The organism is Chryseobacterium sp., from assembly GCF_008831505.1.
Taxonomy (GTDB): domain Bacteria; phylum Bacteroidota; class Bacteroidia; order Flavobacteriales; family Weeksellaceae; genus Marnyiella.
Window position 1 is genome coordinate 686467 of sequence record NZ_CP044507.1, and the last position, 16546, is coordinate 703012.

General features: G+C 43.4%; 14 protein-coding genes and 3 tRNA genes. 14 read left to right on the forward strand and 3 right to left on the reverse strand.

Translation table 11 applies throughout. From position 1 onward, the window contains the following. Positions 1-57: 57 nt before the first annotated feature. A complete protein-coding gene (gene mtaB / locus F7R58_RS03245) occupies positions 58-1398 on the forward strand; it encodes a tRNA (N(6)-L-threonylcarbamoyladenosine(37)-C(2))-methylthiotransferase MtaB (protein ID WP_410493612.1) in 1341 nt (446 codons plus the stop codon). 110 nt (positions 1399-1508) lie between these two features. Beyond that, the gene (locus F7R58_RS03250; RefSeq protein WP_158063524.1) at positions 1509-3023 is read left to right on the forward strand and encodes an FMN-binding glutamate synthase family protein; all 1515 of its coding nucleotides are present in this window, start codon (positions 1509-1511) and stop codon (positions 3021-3023) included. Between the two features lie 104 nt (positions 3024-3127). On the opposite strand, the gene F7R58_RS03255 is transcribed toward F7R58_RS03250, so the two are convergent. Beyond that, positions 3128-3856, reverse strand: coding sequence for a hypothetical protein (locus tag F7R58_RS03255; RefSeq protein ID WP_158063525.1), 729 nt, complete (start codon positions 3854-3856; stop codon positions 3128-3130). Positions 3857-3912: 56 nt separating this feature from the next. Here F7R58_RS03255 and F7R58_RS03260 point away from each other — a divergent pair, with 56 nt between their 5' ends. Further along, entirely contained in the window at positions 3913-4350 is a 438-nt protein-coding gene (locus F7R58_RS03260) for an RNA-binding S4 domain-containing protein (protein ID WP_158063526.1), read from the forward strand. Here the strand turns inward: F7R58_RS03260 and F7R58_RS03265 are convergent. Further along, positions 4347-4859, reverse strand: coding sequence for a shikimate kinase (locus tag F7R58_RS03265; RefSeq protein WP_158063527.1), 513 nt, complete (start codon positions 4857-4859; stop codon positions 4347-4349). The genes F7R58_RS03260 and F7R58_RS03265 overlap by 4 nt on opposite strands. A 101-nt stretch (positions 4860-4960) precedes the next feature. On the opposite strand from F7R58_RS03265, the gene F7R58_RS03270 reads away from it, so the two are divergent. The 3 genes from F7R58_RS03270 to F7R58_RS03280 all read left to right on the forward strand — a co-directional run bounded on the left by F7R58_RS03270 (position 4961) and on the right by F7R58_RS03280 (position 5264). Continuing rightward, positions 4961-5033, forward strand: a tRNA-Lys gene (locus tag F7R58_RS03270). 36 nt (positions 5034-5069) lie between these two features. Next, positions 5070-5152: transfer RNA gene (locus F7R58_RS03275), tRNA-Leu, on the forward strand. Between the two features lie 39 nt (positions 5153-5191). Beyond that, positions 5192-5264 (forward strand) — tRNA-Lys (locus F7R58_RS03280). Between the two features lie 99 nt (positions 5265-5363). On the opposite strand, the gene panC is transcribed toward F7R58_RS03280, so the two are convergent. Beyond that, a complete protein-coding gene (gene panC, locus F7R58_RS03285; RefSeq protein ID WP_158063528.1) occupies positions 5364-6212 on the reverse strand; it encodes a pantoate--beta-alanine ligase in 849 nt (282 codons plus the stop codon). Positions 6213-6405: 193 nt separating this feature from the next. Between panC and F7R58_RS03290 the strand changes: the two genes are divergently transcribed. The 8 genes from F7R58_RS03290 to F7R58_RS03325 all read left to right on the forward strand — a co-directional run bounded on the left by F7R58_RS03290 (position 6406) and on the right by F7R58_RS03325 (position 16525). Further along, the gene (locus F7R58_RS03290; protein ID WP_158063529.1) at positions 6406-7176 is read left to right on the forward strand and encodes a glycogen/starch synthase; all 771 of its coding nucleotides are present in this window, start codon (positions 6406-6408) and stop codon (positions 7174-7176) included. A gap of 10 nt (positions 7177-7186) precedes the next feature. After that, positions 7187-8695, forward strand: coding sequence for a DUF4270 family protein (locus tag F7R58_RS03295; RefSeq protein WP_158063530.1), 1509 nt, complete (start codon positions 7187-7189; stop codon positions 8693-8695). A gap of 19 nt (positions 8696-8714) precedes the next feature. Then, positions 8715-10565 (forward strand): glutamine--fructose-6-phosphate transaminase (isomerizing), encoded by a 1851-nt coding sequence (gene glmS / locus F7R58_RS03300; RefSeq protein ID WP_158063531.1) that lies wholly within the window; start codon positions 8715-8717, stop codon positions 10563-10565. Positions 10566-10670: 105 nt separating this feature from the next. Then, positions 10671-12095 carry a gliding motility lipoprotein GldK gene (gldK, locus tag F7R58_RS03305; RefSeq protein WP_158063532.1) on the forward strand — a complete coding sequence of 475 codons (1425 nt, stop codon included), beginning with the start codon at positions 10671-10673 and terminating at the stop codon, positions 12093-12095. A gap of 36 nt (positions 12096-12131) precedes the next feature. Then, a complete protein-coding gene (gene gldL / locus F7R58_RS03310) occupies positions 12132-12836 on the forward strand; it encodes a gliding motility protein GldL (protein WP_158063533.1) in 705 nt (234 codons plus the stop codon). Positions 12837-12879: 43 nt separating this feature from the next. Then, positions 12880-14469 (forward strand): gliding motility protein GldM, encoded by a 1590-nt coding sequence (gene gldM, locus F7R58_RS03315; RefSeq protein WP_158063534.1) that lies wholly within the window; start codon positions 12880-12882, stop codon positions 14467-14469. Between the two features lie 29 nt (positions 14470-14498). Continuing rightward, entirely contained in the window at positions 14499-15434 is a 936-nt protein-coding gene (gldN, locus tag F7R58_RS03320) for a gliding motility protein GldN (protein WP_158063535.1), read from the forward strand. 53 nt (positions 15435-15487) lie between these two features. Then, positions 15488-16525 carry an NAD(P)/FAD-dependent oxidoreductase gene (locus F7R58_RS03325; RefSeq protein WP_158063536.1) on the forward strand — a complete coding sequence of 346 codons (1038 nt, stop codon included), beginning with the start codon at positions 15488-15490 and terminating at the stop codon, positions 16523-16525. Positions 16526-16546 lie beyond the last annotated feature (21 nt).

Consider the following 16546-nt stretch of genomic DNA (forward strand, 5'->3'; position numbering starts at 1 on the left):
TAAGGTGATGAATAGAGAATAAATTGCTAAATTTGCAGTCCAGAAAGAATGAGGTCCATGATCACCAAAACAGCAGCGTATCATACATTGGGTTGCAAGCTCAATTTTGCTGAAACATCAACGATAGCCAGGCAGCTTACGGCGGCAGGTTATACGCGGGTGGATTTTGACCAGGCGGCGCAGGTCTATGTTATTAATACCTGCTCTGTTACGGAGAATGCGGACCGCGAATGTAAACTGCATGTAAAGCGTGCTATGAAAGCCAATCCGGAAGGTCTGGTGGTTGTGGTAGGTTGCTATGCACAGCTTAAGCCGGGGGAAATCTCACGGATAGATGGAGTAGACCTCGTTTTGGGTGCGCGCGAAAAATTCAATATTCTGAGTTATCTGGATGATTTGCAGAAAACTGCGCAGGAAGGTATTGTACATTCCTGCGAAATTGAAGAGGCAGATTTCTTTATCGGAAGCTACTCCATCGGCGACCGTACGCGTGCTTTCCTGAAGGTGCAGGACGGCTGCGACTATAAGTGTACTTACTGTACCATCCCTCTCGCTCGTGGCATTTCCCGTTCTGATACCATTGAGAATGTGGTGCGGAACGCTGAAGAGATTTCCCGCCGGGGGATTAAGGAAATAGTTCTTACTGGCGTTAACATTGGCGATTATGGAAAAGGTGAATTCGGCAACAAAAAGCATGAACATACTTTTCTGGACCTTATTTCGGAACTGGACTGTGTGGACGGTATTGAAAGAATCCGGATTTCATCCATCGAGCCCAATTTACTGAAGGACGAGAGTATTGCGTTAGTGGCTGCCAGCCGCAGTTTCGTACCGCATTTCCATATTCCGCTGCAGTCGGGCAGCGATGACGTGCTGAAGAAAATGAAGCGGCGTTATCTAACCGGACTGTATGAAGACAGAATAAACAGCATCCGCAGCCTCATGCCCGATGCTGCAATAGGTGTGGATGTTATTGTAGGCTTCCCCGGAGAAACCGAGGCTCATTTTATGGAAACATATCAGTTTATAAACAGGTTGCCGGTGAGCTATCTGCATGTGTTCACCTATTCTGAAAGAGAAAATACCGAAGCTGCATCAATGGAAGGTGCAGTGCCCGTACAGGAACGCAAAAGACGTAATAAAATGCTCAGAATCCTTTCTGAGAAAAAGAAGATGGCTTTTTATGAAAGTCAGCTTGGGAAGTCCTTCCCGGTGTTGTGGGAGCATGAAGAAAAGGACGGAATGATGTTCGGTTTTACCGAAAACTATATCCGTGTAAAAAAACCGTTTGACAAAAACTCTGTCAATCAAACAGAGACTGTAAAACTGTTCAGAACAGAACAGGATGGAACAGTTACAGTCATTCCGACATTCGAGAATTTCCTGGTCAGCGTTTAAAATTAATTTATTTACTTTTATTCCGCTGGACTATACCAGCGGAATTTTGTTATATACCAAAACCATTCAATGAAAATCAGTTTATTAATCAATACAATTTTATTTAAATCATGAGAGATAAGTTTTTAGTCTGGGGAGCCGTACTGGTAGTCGGAACACTGGTAGTATCACTGCTGATCCGGGCACATTACTGGATTCCCATTTTGCTGTTGTGCTTATATCTGCTGGGGCTGTATAATATTACCCAGTCCAAACATGCCATACTGCGTAACTTTCCTGTTTTGGGCTATTTCCGTTATTTTTTCGAGGGTATTTCACCGGAAATGCAGCAGTATTTCATCGAAAGAGAAACAGATGGAAAGCCTTTTCCGCGCAATGAGCGTTCAGCTGCTTACCGCCGGGCCAAAAACCTGGGTGATACCGTTGCATTTGGAACACAGCTGGACATCAACCACAGAAAATATGAAGGTATTAAGCACTCTATCTATGCAAAATCGCCTAAAGAGGAACTGCCAAGGGTTATTGTAGGTAATGAACAGTGCTCAAAGCCATACAGCGCTTCACTTTTCAATATTTCCGCAATGAGTTTTGGCTCGTTGAGTGACCGAGCCCAGCTTTCCCTGAACAGAGGAGCAAAGAAAGGTCAATTTTACCACAATACCGGTGAGGGAGGTATATCATCCTATCACATGGAAGGCGGCGACCTTTGCTGGCAAATAGGTACCGGCTATTTTGGATGCCGGGACGAACATGGGAAATTCTCGCCTGAGCTTTTCGCGCAGAAGGCCAGTATTGAAAATGTAAAGATGATTGAAATTAAACTGTCGCAGGGAGCCAAGCCTGGTCATGGTGGTGTTCTTCCCGGAGTTAAAAATACACCGGAGATTGCCAAGATCAGACACGTTATGCCGGGTATGACCATTATTTCGCCACCGGGACACTCTTCATTCTCGGATGCTGCCGGTCTGCTGAGGTTTGTGCAGCAGCTTCGTGACCTTTCCGGAGGTAAACCTATTGGTTTTAAACTTTGTATTGGTGATACAAAAGAGTTTGAAGACATCTGTGTGCAGATGAACGAACTGAAAATTTATCCGGATTTTATAACCGTAGACGGCGCGGAAGGTGGAACGGGAGCAGCCCCACCGGAATTTTCCGACGGTGTGGGAATGCCTCTGGAGCCTGCTCTTATATTCGTAAATTCTACACTTACCAATTTTGGTTTGCGTGATAAATTAAGAATCATTGCCAGCGGTAAGGTGCTTACCAGTCTGGATATCCTGCGTGCAGTAGCCATGGGTGCCGATATCTGCAACAACGCGCGCGGTTTTATGTTCGCGCTGGGCTGTATACAGGCGCTGAGATGTAATACGAATGCTTGCCCTACTGGGGTGGCTACACAGGATAAGATGCTTATTAAGGGTCTTGATGTTACGGATAAATCCGAGAGGGTATATCACTTCCATAAAAATACCTTGAGAACCTGTAATGAGCTTATAGCAGCTGCCGGCCGTGAAACCTACGAAGAGGTGGATGCCAGCATGTTCATGCGCGGTGATGAGTTTGAACATCTGTCCGATATTTATTTCCCGGATATTTTGGGTAATGTGAAGAAGAGAAATCACTGAGAAGTTTATTCTGCTCTAGACAATCCCAGGTAAATGAACCTGAGAGTAAATAAAAAAGGCTGTTTCACCCGGTGAAACAGCCTTTTTTATTTACATATTGTTGCTTAAGGTCTTGGCGTGGTTTTATACACCTGGAAATTGAAAACGACACTGCGGTTACGCATAGAATACCCGCTGTGGTTATAATGTGGATCTCTTGCAAAAGCCGCGCGCGAAGGAACAATAATGACACCCTGCAGATTATATCCGCTGTCATCAGTGAGGTCAAAAGCTCTGAAATGCTGCAGTGCCTCACGGAATCCTTCAATCTCATAATAGCTTCTCTGCTTTGCCACATCAGCAGTCGCGGCATCCAGCACCGACTGTTTTACATAGTAGTAGGAGGGATCAACCTCAGGCACACCTGCGCCGTCTATCGTGCTTTTGAACATAAACGGTGCTGCAAACAGCACGTTGCCGTCCGTACTGGCGGCCAGATAGGAGTGTGATCGGGACATCAGTCTGATAATATCTGAAGAACCAATGGCTGTGCCCGGGTCAGGCTGAGCGCCTGGACGAACAATATATACCACACCAGACGGGAGGGTCACGGGGCCCATATCGCTGAGTTTGGTGTAATTATCGTCAGCCGGATCAGTCTCGCTAAAAGCTTTAATGTTTCCTTGAGTGTCCAGATAGTGAGCGGTCAGGAATTTCTGAATGGCCTGATCGTCATAGGAATTCTGAACTTCCAGAGTTTCGGGTTCCTTATAGGTTTCCGTAGGCTCATCCTCTTTTCTGCATGAGGATAGGGCCAGCAGGAGCGCAGTACTATATAACAGGATTTTTTTCATTTTAAATTATTGGTTAAATTGCTGAAAATTTGTTTGACACAAAAGTATAAAAAATAATGAGAATCGATAAGTTTTTGTGGAGTGTGCGCTTTTACAAGACCCGGAGCATAGCGGCAGATGAGATAAAGAAGAACAGAGTTTCCGTGGGGGAGAATATTGTAAAATCTTCCCGTGAGGTGAGGGAAGGCGATGTGATTAAAATCCGCAAAAATCAGATAAATTATAAGATTAAGGTGCTGCAGATCCCTAAAAGCCGCCTGGGAGCCAAGCTCGTACCGCTTCATATAATAGACCAGACGGATAAACAGGAATATGAATTGCTGAAACTCCGCAGGGACGAGCAGAACTATTACCGCTTAAAAGGCGAGGGCAGGCCAACCAAAAAAGACAGACGGGATATAGACGGATTCACTGTGGACGACAGCAGCAGTGCTGAGGATACCGAATGGAACGATTTCTTCAGCGGTTTGGAAGATGATGGTGAGGAGAATTAGAAAACCAACGAGGAAATCTCCTTTGATATCTGTTCCGGCGTTTTGGAAGTACAGTTCACAAGGTATCTGGCCTGGCTGTAGTAGGGATTACGTTCAAAAAGATGTTTGGCAATGAATTCCTGCAAATCTTCATCAGGTATATTTGCAATCAGAGGTCTTTTGTGTTTATGTCTGCGCAGGCGCTCAGCAAGTACAGGTACGGATGTCATAAGAAAGAAGCTGAGGGAACCGTGATTTATTGCTTCCATATTATTGTAGTAACATGGTGTTCCGCCGCCCAGGCTCAGTACGGTGTCTGTTTTGGAGGCTAATAGTTCCTCCAACACCTCCCGTTCCTGTTTGCGGAAGTATATTTCACCTTTTTTTTCAAAAATCTCACTTACCGGCATCCTGTTCTTCCTGGATATTTCAAAATCAAGGTCCACATACTCAAAATCCATTTTTTTGCTTACTAATTTGGATATGTGAGTCTTACCGCAACCCATGTAGCCTAGCAGACTTATGATCATATTTTTAATTTGTACAAAGTTGTAAATTTATTTTGAGAGTTTAAAAAAAATCATATCTTTGCACCACTTTTTAGAACAGGATATCTGTGATGAAAATGGAAGACTTGGTAGCTCAGTTGGTAGAGCAATACACTTTTAATGTATGGGTCCTGGGTTCGAGCCCCAGCCAAGTCACAAACAGGAAATTCCCGCAGTAATAACGGATTTTTTGCCTGTGTGGTGAAATTGGTAGACACGCCATCTTGAGGGGGTGGTTTCCTATGGATGTGCTGGTTCGAGTCCAGTCGCAGGCACACAAATAAAATGACGGTAAACCGTTCAGATTACAGACCGACCTGGTAGCTCAGTTGGTAGAGCAATACACTTTTAATGTATGGGTCCTGGGTTCGAGCCCCAGCCAGGTCACAGATTTGCTGCAAAGTAAATTTTTTTCATATTAATATTTTGTGATTTGGTGTTCAAAAGCCTTCCTAACGGGAGGCTTTTGATATTTTGGTACTTGATTTAATCCAGATGCATATTGTCTATTAAGCGTACATTCCCTACAAAAACAACGATGAACGCACGGTAGGAACGGTCCCTGTAAAAGAAATCTGTTTCCCTCAGTGTTTCTTCATCCGCAATCATAAAATATTCCATCACCATGCCCGGAGTACTGTTAAAAATGTCAGTTACCCGGCTGTTTATTTCGCTTACACTTACCACCCGGAACCAGTCTTTCACCTTAAGAAGGGTTTCATAAATGATTTTGGCTGCGTCGCGCTGCGCTTCTGTTAGCCTGGTGTTACGCGAACTCATGGCGAGGCCGCTCTCATGTCTTTGTGTGGGTATGCCTTTTATTGTTACCGGCAGGTTTTTCAGCTTTACCAGTTTCTTTACGATTGCCAGCTGCTGATAATCTTTTTCTCCAAAGTAGGCATTATCGGGCTGTACCTGCCGCAGGAGCTCTTCCACCACGGTACCAACACCGTCAAAATGTCCCGGCCGTGAAGCGCCCTCCATCTGGTCCTCAAGACCCTCAAAGGAATAATGTTTACTTACTACGCCGCCGGGATATATATCCTCTGCTTCCGGCAGGTAAACCGCGTGAACAAACCCCGAATTTTCGAGTTTCTTAATGTCTGCCTCAACGGTGCGCGGATACTTTATAAGGTCCTCACTGTTATTGAACTGTGTAGGATTTACAAATATGGAAGAGATCACCAGATCGTTTTCTTCGGCTGCTGCCGCATACAGCGAAATATGTCCGTCATGAAGCGCACCCATAGTAGGCGCAAATCCAACTACTTTTCCCATCTCCCGGTTTCTTTCTACATAAGCAGTAAGCTGTGATCTGTTTCTGAATATTTCCATAGTTTTTAGTCTGGAGGTAAAAATATAAAATAATTGGAAATTGAGGATGTCTGTACTGCAAAATTGAATCTGCCTTAATTATAAGGCCGGAACAGTATTAATATGTGTTAATAAAAATGTTTTAACTCAGAAATTTGTAAATTTGCAGAATAACGTGTTTTGAAACTACTCAAGGCACATACGAAAAAAAATTATGCCCAATCAGAAAATTTTGTACATTACGACCGAAATGTCTCCTTATCAGGAAGATAGCAATATAGCGGCTATGGCCAGCAAGATGGCGCTTAAGATGCATGGTGCCGGAAATGATGTACGGGTCTTTATGCCCAGGTTTGGAATTATCAGCGAAAGAAAATTTCAGCTTCATGAAGTAATCCGGCTGTCCGGTATGAATATCATTATAAACGACCTCGACCAGCCGCTCATCATCAAGGTGGCTTCCCTGCCGGGTGAAAGACTGCAGGTGTATTTCATCGACAATGAAGAATATTTTAAACGGAAGACCTTCTATAAGGATGAGGATGGACAGAATTACGAGGACAACGGCGAACGTGCGATCTTCTTTGCCCGCGGTGTAATTGAGACTATTAAAAAACTTAATTGGGTACCGGATGTTATTCACCTTAATGGCTGGATGTCTTCTATGATTCCGATCTACCTGAAGACCTACTACAAAAACGATAATTATTTCAAAGATACCAGGATAGTAATGTCCCTTTATAATGAGGAGAATTTACCGCTTGAAAACAATCTTGCCGAAAAACTGAAGTTTGACAGTATCTCCGACTTTGATAAATTGGAGGCACCTGCATTCAGGGACGTTGTGGTAGAGAGCCTTAAATATGTAGATATGGTGATCAAAGGGGATGAGTTTCTGGATGCAGACCTTAACCAGGCGTTCGCCGATACTAAAACCGAAAAATCTGAATACCTGGATTCGCAGTCCATTGAAAATATATACTAAACCTGAATTGATGATAAGTACTATTAAAAACATTACAAAAATCGCTTCTGTAATTGCATTCGGAAGTGTTTTTTTATATAGCTGTGAACCCGAAGCAGATAACCTGGGCGAGCAGCTCTTCTCCGGAGCACAGCTGAATGAGGAGAACTTTGATGTGATTGCCTATAACATTAATAATAATGACACCATACGCACCGATGCGTCCGAACTGAGTCTGGCGCCGCTGGGTGCTTTCTCGGAAGCTGCATTTGGCACACAGAAGGCTGCTTATGTATCTCAGGTCAGACCCATGGAGTACAATCCGGTGTTTGGAGACAATGCGGTGGTGGATTCTGCTGTACTGGTCATCAAGCCCCTGTTCGCCTCGGATTCATCGTCTGTAACTACAGACGAGAATTATCTGTATTCAGAAGAGAACATCCCTGCCAAGAAAGTGGTTACTTCTTATCCGGTATTAAAATATGGCAAGCACAACAGGGACTTAACTCTTCGTGTTCATGAAGTGGCGGACTTCCTTGGTGGAGCAGAGCAAATGACTTTTTCTAACAGAGCGGTGGCTTTGGGTGCCGAACTTGGCTCTAAGGCTTTTAAAGGAAGAATCAGTTCTACGGTAATTACCAAAGATTCTGACAACAGCAACCTATGGAGCAACGATGCAAGTCTAAGGATACCTTTAAGCGCTTCTTTTTTTCAGCAGAAAATTGTTGACGCAGAAGGATCGGCAGACCTGAAAGATGCGGCAAGTTTCATAAGATATTTCAGGGGCGTTAGAATTTCAGTAGATGAAAATGACGGTTATATCTTCAGGTTCACACCAACCAATGCTGAGATCGTTTTATATTACAAATATGACAAAGTGGAGAATGGTACTACAACACGTCCGCAACTCACGAAAAAATTCACCCTTGGCGATCCTAATGTCCGTTTTGGGCAATACACCTTCAACCGTACTGATGCACCTGTGAGCGCGGTGCTGGCATCCAGCAATTCTCTAACCGGCGATTCCAGACTTTTTGTGCAGGGAATGGGTGGTCCCGGTTTCGGCTTCAGGATCCCGGATTCGGAAATCGCAGTTCTGAAAGAGAAATTCAGTAAAGACAAAATCGGAATCATGGGTGCGAAAATCCGAGTATATACAGATGAGACCATTTGGAACGGCAACTACGACAAACCTTCGGCCTTTGTATTTCTGCAGAAAGATGCTACAGGATTCCTGCCTGAGCTCAGCGCACTCTCCGCTGTACCTAACTTCAGCCTTGTGAGCGCTTTTGACCTTAAGAAAAATCCGGCTTATTATGAATTCACGGTAACCAAGTCCTTAAAAGACATCGTGGAAAGTGAGGCGGCAAATAAAGATTTTGTGGTAAACGTGGGTGCCTTTAAATCCAGTGACACCAACCAGCTGCTGGGTTACCGTGCAGACACGCGCTCTTTTGTTCCGAACAGGGTAGTACTTGTGGGAACAGATGCTTCACGTGCCAACAGGATTCAGCTCAAAGTAATTTACGGAACCAAATAATAAAAAAAAACTTATAACTATGTGTGGAATTGTAGGATATACAGGATTTCAGGACGCTTATTCTGTAGTAATCAACGGTTTGCGGAGGCTTGAATACAGAGGGTATGACAGTGCAGGCATCGTGCTGGACGGAGATTCAACTTTTAAGATGGCCAAGACAAAAGGCAAGGTTGATGATCTGGTGGCCGTCTCAGAAAACCTTAGAGGTACAGCTACCATTGGCATGGGCCATACCCGTTGGGCTACACATGGAGTGCCCAGCGACCGAAACAGCCATCCTCATTTGTCCAATAACGGCAAGATCGCATTGGTTCATAACGGGATCATAGAAAACTATGATACCATCAAAACCATGCTTACGGACAAAGGATTTGTTTTCCATTCTGAAACAGATACCGAAGTTCTCGTAAACCTTATCCAGTATTTTATGGATGTGGATCCTGCCATCGATTTCCCAACCGCAGTGCGTTATGCACTGAACGAGGTGTACGGTGCGTATGCCATTACGGTAATGCATGATGATTTTCCGGGTGTCCTGGTTGTAGGCCGTCTCGGTTCTCCTCTGGCAATTGGTCTTGGTGATAAGGAGTACTTCATTGCTTCAGATGCCTCTCCGTTTGTTGAATTTACCAAAGAAGCCATTTATCTGGAGGAAGGCCATATGGCTACAATTTCCCTTGAGAACGGTGTTGATATCCGGTCCATTACAGATAATGTTAAAATAGTACCTGCCATTCAGGAGCTTAAGCTAAGTTTGGAGCAGATTGAGAAGGGTGGTTACGAGCATTTTATGCTGAAGGAAATTTTTGAGCAGCCAAAATCTGTTCATGACACCATGCGCGGCAGGCTGCTGGTGGAAGAAGGTATTATAAAAATGGCCGGTATCTTTGACCATCTTGAAAGATTTAACAATGCAGGCAGAATTATTATTATCGCTTGCGGTACATCATGGCATGCAGGTTTGATTGGGGAATACTTGATTGAGGAGTTCGCCAGGGTGAATGTGGAGGTAGAATATGCATCTGAATTCAGATACCGTAACCCGATCATTACAGAGAAAGATGTGGTAATTGCCATTTCTCAGTCGGGTGAAACTGCAGATACAATGGCTGCTCTGAAACTCGCAAAAGAAAAAGGAGCCTTTATCTATGGGATTTGTAATGTTGTGGATTCATCAATTGCCCGTATTACCGATGCCGGTTCCTATACACATGCAGGTCCGGAGATTGGCGTGGCTTCCACAAAAGCATTTACTGCGCAGCTTACCGTACTTTCGTTAATCGCTCTTAAACTGGGTAAGCACAACGGGGCACTCAGCAATTCTGAGTTTATGAGTCTGATCACTGAACTGGATTTGCTGCCGAAAAAGATTGAGGAAGCCCTGCAAAGTACTCACGATATTACTAAGGAGATTGCTAAAGATTTTGTACAGACGCAGAACTTCCTGTATCTTGGTCGTGGATATAATTTCCCGTCGGCGCTTGAAGGTGCACTTAAGCTGAAGGAAATATCCTATATCCATGCAGAAGGTTATCCTGCCGCCGAAATGAAGCACGGTCCCATCGCGCTTATAGATGAAAACATGCCGATTGTTATTATAGCTCCAAAGAAAGGACATTATGACAAGCTGGTAAGCAACGTGCAGGAAATTAAAGCGCGTAAAGGGAAGGTTATTGCGGTTGTAAACAAGGGAGATGAGCAGGTAGCTGCTATGGCAGATTATGTGATCGAGATTCCTGAAACCTCGGAATGCTTCTCGCCAATAGTTGCTGCAATCCCGCTCCAGCTGCTGGCCTACTATGTGGCTGTTTACAGGGGTGCCAATGTAGACCAGCCCAGAAACCTCGCAAAATCGGTAACTGTCGAATAAAATTGGTGCAAACAAAATATTCTAAGATTTTTTTCGTTTTTCAAAAAAAATCTTAAAAGTTTCTTAAAAAAATTATATATTTACGGCTTAATTATAAAAATTAACATGAAAAGGATATTTCTTTTATTATTATCAGCGTCAGCAGTATCTGCAACGGTATCTTGTTCAGGCGGAGGTAGCTCCGCAGGTAAACCGGGAACAAAAGGAGAATTGATACCAAAGGAAAGATCAAGAAGTTTTGTTGCACAAAGACCTTACGGAATGGTTTCTATTCCCTCCGGATCCTTTGTTGTAGGTCTTGCAGATCAGGATATGACCAACCAACCTGAAAAAGCACAACTTAGAACCGTTACTGTATCTTCCTTCTTTATGGATGAGGCAGAAACAACAAATGCGGAATACCGCGTATTCATTAATTATGTACGTGATTCCATCGCGAGAACTTTATTGGCTGAGGCAGCTGGTGAAGGTGGTGATGGCAGCGGTAGAGGCGAGAGTATCGGAGATTACGCATACCAAGCTTATCAGGAAGATGAAGAAATGACTCCTTATCAGGAATGGCAGGAATCTCAGGGTGGCCGCGACGAGTCCGGTTATGATGCCAACAGAAAGTTGGACTGGAGCATTCCTTTGCACTGGAGTACTGCAAAATATCCGGATGTGGAATATGCTGAAGTTTTGGAATCCATGTACTTGCCGGCTTCCCAGAGAGTTGGGAACCAAAGGGTGATTGATGCTTCCAAACTGAGATATTCTTATGTTTGGGAAGACCATAATACAGCGATTGCTGAAAATGCAAGAGGAGCTAACTTCCTGAAGAGAGAAAGCCTTGCTATTTACCCAGATACTACGGTGTGGGTTAGGGATTTCCATTACTCTTATAATGAACCACTGTTCGAGCAGTATTTCTGGCACAACTCCTACAAGGATTATCCTGTAGTAGGTGTAACCTGGGATCAGGCAAGAGCTTACTGTGATTTCCGTTCTAAACTGAAAAGTGATTACAACGAAAGTCTTAAGAGAAAGAAGCAAAGACCTCTTAGATTCCGTTTGCCAACCGAACAGGAATGGGAATATGCCGCAAGAGGAGGCCTGGAGAATGCGCCTTTCCCATGGGGAGGTCCATACCTGATGGACGACAGGGCTTGCTATCTTGCAAACTTCAAACCGAAAAGAGGTAGTTATATTGAAGATGATAAACTGGGAACTTATACTTATACTGCACCGGTTAAAAAATTCAGAAAGAACGGTTACGGACTGTTTGATATGGCCGGTAATGTTTCAGAATGGACAGAGTCCGACTTCAGTAACTCATCTTACGGATTTGCCAATACACTTAATCCAACTACAAAAGGAACTGCGGATACAAGAAAATCAGTACGTGGCGGATCCTGGAAAGACATAGGTGCCATGCTGATGGTGGGTGCCAGAGATTGGGAAAGAAAAGATTCGGCAAGAAGCTATATCGGTTTCAGAACTGTACAGGATATTCCGGAATCTGCAGTAAAGCCTAAGAGAAGAACGAACTAATAACTAATTGATTTCTAATATTAAAAAAGTAAAATAATGATCGGAAGAGTTTTCGGAACAAAGGACGGTATATATAACTTTGTCTATTCATTTGGTGCCGCTATTGTAATTTTAGGTGCCTGGCTAAAAATTACCCACCTTAGCTTAGGACCCATCACGGGAAATGTTGCCCTTACGGTTGGTCTTGTAACTGAGGCTATTATCTTCGTAATTTTTGCCTTTGACCCACCTAAGTCTGAGGAAAGCTATGCCTGGGAAAATGTATATCCGGAGTTGCTGGACAAGCACGCCAAGCCAAACCCGCTTCATGCCAATGTAGAATTAGGTAACAAGCAGCAAATGATGCTGGATATGGAAAATTCACTGAGCAGCAAGCTTGACAAAATGCTGGAAGAGGCCCGACTGGACGTAGGTCTTTTTGAGAGACTTAGAGCAGGTATCGATAAGTTTTCCAACTCTGTAGACCAGATTAACCAGACTGTTGACGTTTCTGCTTCTACACACAAATATAATGAGCAGCTGAACAGAGCAGCTTCACACATGGAAAGTATGAACCAGCTTTATGCTATGCAGTTGGAAGAGGGTCAGAAGCAGGCTGAATACAACAGAAGATATGTAGCGGATCTTGAGAAATCAGCTGAGCATTCTGCTAAGTTTAACGAAGAACTACACGGTCTAACTTCTAATCTGAACAACCTTAATAGAGTTTACGGAGGTATGCTTACTGCAATGAAGTCCTAATTTCCGGTACATTTTAACTTATATTTAAATAACGAAAGAGAAAATGGCACAAGGAAAACAGACTCCACGTCAGAAAATGATTAACCTGATGTATTTAGTGTTCATCGCGATGATGGCGTTAAATATTGATGCGGAGATCATCAGATCCTATTATGAGTCCACTCAGTCACTGCGCGATACACGCCAGCTTACTGAGACCAAGAATACTGAAATCTTTGAGGTAACTCTTGAAGCCAAAGCGGCTGCGGTTCCCGATACCTATGCACAGCCCTGGGAGCAGTACAAGGTGCTGAAAGGTAAGATTGATGATCTTGTCGCTCATGTTGATCAGGTGAAAGATAAAGTAAAGAAGGATTCCGAATTTTTTGAATTCCATCCTGAAACCAATCAGCCTATTGATATCAGTGAGAACTTTACTGCCCTTAATAACAATACAGCTACAACTCAGTATTTCTTTAATGATGGTGATGAGACTGTTCCGTCTAACAACGCGAACGTTCTTAAGCAGAAGATGGATGATGTGCGTAATTACATCACACAGACATTTGGTAATAACGCCAATATGAAGTCTTTAGTAGACCGTGCAAATAAATCATTGAGAACCGAATACCCAAAAGATAGCAAACTTGAGGATAAAACTTGGTTGCAGTCTAAATTCTACAACCAGCCGCTTATCGCTGCAATCTCCAATCTGGAAATCATTCAGAATGATGCACGTAATGTTCAGTCGGACGCCTTGGCTCTTATGCTGCAGGAAAAAGTGGATGCGAGTATTAAATTCAACCAGTATGACGCGATTGTAAAAGCACCTACCGATGTAGTACAGGGCACTAAAGCTGAAGCTACTGTTTATCTTGCATCTTACTCCAACAGTGACAAGATCCGTATTTCCGGTGTTAACAGAACGGAGAATGGTAAGGGGATTATCGGTTTGAACACCGGTGGGCTTGGTGAAAGAAAAATTGGAGGTACCATTACGGTACAAATGGCGAACGGTGAACCTGTGACTATTCCTTACACCCATACATACAACGTAATTGCGGGACAGAAGGAAGTTCAGTTTGAAACCGGCGCAACAATATCTGCCGATAAGATGAACGTTCTCTACCGTGGACTTGAAAACCCGATTTCAGGAGCGATCCTGGGTGTGGACAATTCCAGACTTTCTCTATCAGCACCTGGTGCCAATGTGAAGAGTGCAGGAGCAGGAAAGTGGATTGTTACACCAACTACAGGTACAACAATCAAGTTGACTGTTTCCGGTACCGGTCCAAGAGGCACACAGTCCAAAACATTTGATTTCCGGGTGAAAGGTGTACCTGCAGCTCAGGGTCAGATCAGGGATAAGAATGTGGTTAGTATGCCTGCATCATCAATCAGCAAGCAGTTGGTTACGGCGACTATTCCGGACTTCGACTTCCCGGTTACATTTACCGTGACAGGTTTCAAGTTCAAAGTAGCAGGACGTGCCGCAACTTATATTACAGGAAACAGTCTTCAGTCTGTTGAAGGTATTACTAAGACCCTGCGTTCCGGAGATGCTGCCTGGATCTTCGATATCGAAGCTACGGCCAGCGGATTGGGTAACCAAAGGTTGAAGAATATCACCCCGGTTGTAATCAATGTTCAGTAAAATTTTTAAATTGTATTAAATTCATTAACATGAAAAAATATATTAGCAGTTTTTTAGTAGTAGTTTCAGGGTTTGCATTTGCCCAGACTATTCTTAATGCTAAATCGCCGGAAGAATTCAGAAAACTCCGGGACGATAATATGCGCATCGTAGGAGACAGTATTGTTTCCGCTGAAATAACCCCGCTATCCTATGGTTATGTAGATGAAAAGGATATTTTGAAAAGTGTGTATGTTTGGGAAATCATAGACCTAAACGACAAGGTAAACCAGCCTTTCTACTATAATACTGAAATTGGTTTCAGCAATCAGACCAAGTCCATGTATCAGGTTTTGCTGGATGCAGCTTTATCCGGCCAGATCACTGAAGTGTATGAGGAGGAAGATTTCCTTACCAAGCTTTCACCTGAAGGTATCCTTAAGAGACTTGAGTCTACAAGAGTAGATGATGCCCTTATCGATATTTACAACTCCGGCAGAACTCCGACTCAGGAGGAAATTGAAAGATATACGGACAGAATACGTACCACTTCTGATAAGGTACAGCTTCTGAAAGTGATGGGTATGTGGTTTATAGACAAAAGAGACAGCCAGATGAAGTACAGACCTCTTGGTATTGCCGCTATGGGTCCTGATCCGGCAACTGCTGGTCAGCTTGGTCCGGACGGACAGCCTATCGGTGGTGATGATGCCTATATCGACCTGTTTTGGATCTATTATCCTGATGCCCGTAAAGTACTTGCCAACAATATGGTTTTCAACAAGAAGAATACCGCTGCTGACTTAAGTTTCGATGACCTGATGAACGCAAGAAGATTCTCTTCTGTGATTTATAAATCATCTAATGGTTTGGGTGAGGGTACGATTAGGGATTATATTCCAAGAAATGCTGAAGAACAGATCGAGGAGAGCAACCGTATCAAAGGTCAGATCCTTGCAATGGAAAACGAAATGTGGCATTATTAAGAAAGCACTTTCAAATCAATATAAACCTGAGTATCTTTACTCAGGTTTTTTTTATGCAGAAAGTAGATTATATTATAGTTGGTAACGGTTATGCCGGGATGTTTTTCGCGCATCAGCTTATTATGGCCGGTAAAAGTTTCATGATGTTCGGGAGCAGCTTGTCCGGTGCCTCACATGTGTCGGCGGGTGTCGTGAACCCTGTTGTACTCAAGAAATTCACCAGTTTTTGGCTGGCGCAGGAGCAGATTGACAGTTTAAAGAAGACGTTATCTGAAATGGAATCCTATACGGGTGAGATTTACTATGTGGATGAACCCGTACGCCGGATCTTTCATGATGATAATGAAAAGTCGCTCTGGGAAAAGAAAAGAAACACGGAAAGCCTAAGTCCATTTCTTTCTCCGCAAATCACCAGGTTAGATGGGGTAAATAATGAATATGGCGTAGGTACGGTGATGCAGTCCGGGCGGCTTGATGTACAGAAATTCTTTACTTCACTTTCAGATTTTCTTTATAAACAGGGAGTCCTGTTTAAGGAATCCTTTAACTATAATCTCCTTGATCCAGTATCCCGCAAGTATGGAAACCTGGAATATGGCACAGCTGTTTTTTGTGAAGGGATGGCTGTACTCAATAATCCCTTCTTCAGCAGTATTCCTGTGCTGCCTAATAAAGGACATCATTTAAAAGTAAACTTAGCTTCTGATCTGAACCTTTCCTCAACGTTAAAGAAAAAGCATTTTCTTTTCCCGCTGAGTAACGGTAAATATTATTATGGCGGAACTTATGACCGTCACCGGTTGGATCAGGGAATTGACCCGTCTGCTGTAGAGGAGTTAAAAGCTGGTCTGAGACTTCTTTACCCTCGTGATTTTGAGGTCGCTGAAGTGAATTTCGGGTTTCGGCCGACTGTGAGGGACAGACGTCCTATTTTAGGTGTTCATCCTGATTATAAAAATTTGTTCGTGTTCAATGGTTTGGGTGCCCGTGGTATACTCAATGGAAATTATTTTTCAGAAATCCTGTACAGACATATCGAGTTGGGGACAGATATTCCGGTGGAAGTAGATTTAAAAAGATTTACACAATAATAATTTTGTTTATATCTAAAT

What these genes read in the sequence shown, in the direction of transcription:
- mtaB (WP_410493612.1), top strand. Translation starts at nt 58, where the DNA reads ATGATCACCAAAACAGCAGCGTATCATACATTGGGTTGCAAGCTCAAT.
- glmS (WP_158063531.1), top strand. Translation starts at nt 8,715, where the DNA reads ATGTGTGGAATTGTAGGATATACAGGATTTCAGGACGCTTATTCTGTA.
- F7R58_RS03260 (WP_158063526.1), top strand. Translation starts at nt 3,913, where the DNA reads ATGAGAATCGATAAGTTTTTGTGGAGTGTGCGCTTTTACAAGACCCGG.
- gldM (WP_158063534.1), top strand. Translation starts at nt 12,880, where the DNA reads ATGGCACAAGGAAAACAGACTCCACGTCAGAAAATGATTAACCTGATG.
- F7R58_RS03325 (WP_158063536.1), top strand. Translation starts at nt 15,488, where the DNA reads ATGCAGAAAGTAGATTATATTATAGTTGGTAACGGTTATGCCGGGATG.
- panC (WP_158063528.1), bottom strand. Translation starts at nt 6,212, where the DNA reads ATGGAAATATTCAGAAACAGATCACAGCTTACTGCTTATGTAGAAAGA.
- gldK (WP_158063532.1), top strand. Translation starts at nt 10,671, where the DNA reads ATGAAAAGGATATTTCTTTTATTATTATCAGCGTCAGCAGTATCTGCA.
- F7R58_RS03295 (WP_158063530.1), top strand. Translation starts at nt 7,187, where the DNA reads ATGATAAGTACTATTAAAAACATTACAAAAATCGCTTCTGTAATTGCA.
- F7R58_RS03250 (WP_158063524.1), top strand. Translation starts at nt 1,509, where the DNA reads ATGAGAGATAAGTTTTTAGTCTGGGGAGCCGTACTGGTAGTCGGAACA.
- gldL (WP_158063533.1), top strand. Translation starts at nt 12,132, where the DNA reads ATGATCGGAAGAGTTTTCGGAACAAAGGACGGTATATATAACTTTGTC.
- gldN (WP_158063535.1), top strand. Translation starts at nt 14,499, where the DNA reads ATGAAAAAATATATTAGCAGTTTTTTAGTAGTAGTTTCAGGGTTTGCA.
- F7R58_RS03265 (WP_158063527.1), bottom strand. Translation starts at nt 4,859, where the DNA reads ATGATCATAAGTCTGCTAGGCTACATGGGTTGCGGTAAGACTCACATA.
- F7R58_RS03290 (WP_158063529.1), top strand. Translation starts at nt 6,406, where the DNA reads ATGCCCAATCAGAAAATTTTGTACATTACGACCGAAATGTCTCCTTAT.
- F7R58_RS03255 (WP_158063525.1), bottom strand. Translation starts at nt 3,856, where the DNA reads ATGAAAAAAATCCTGTTATATAGTACTGCGCTCCTGCTGGCCCTATCC.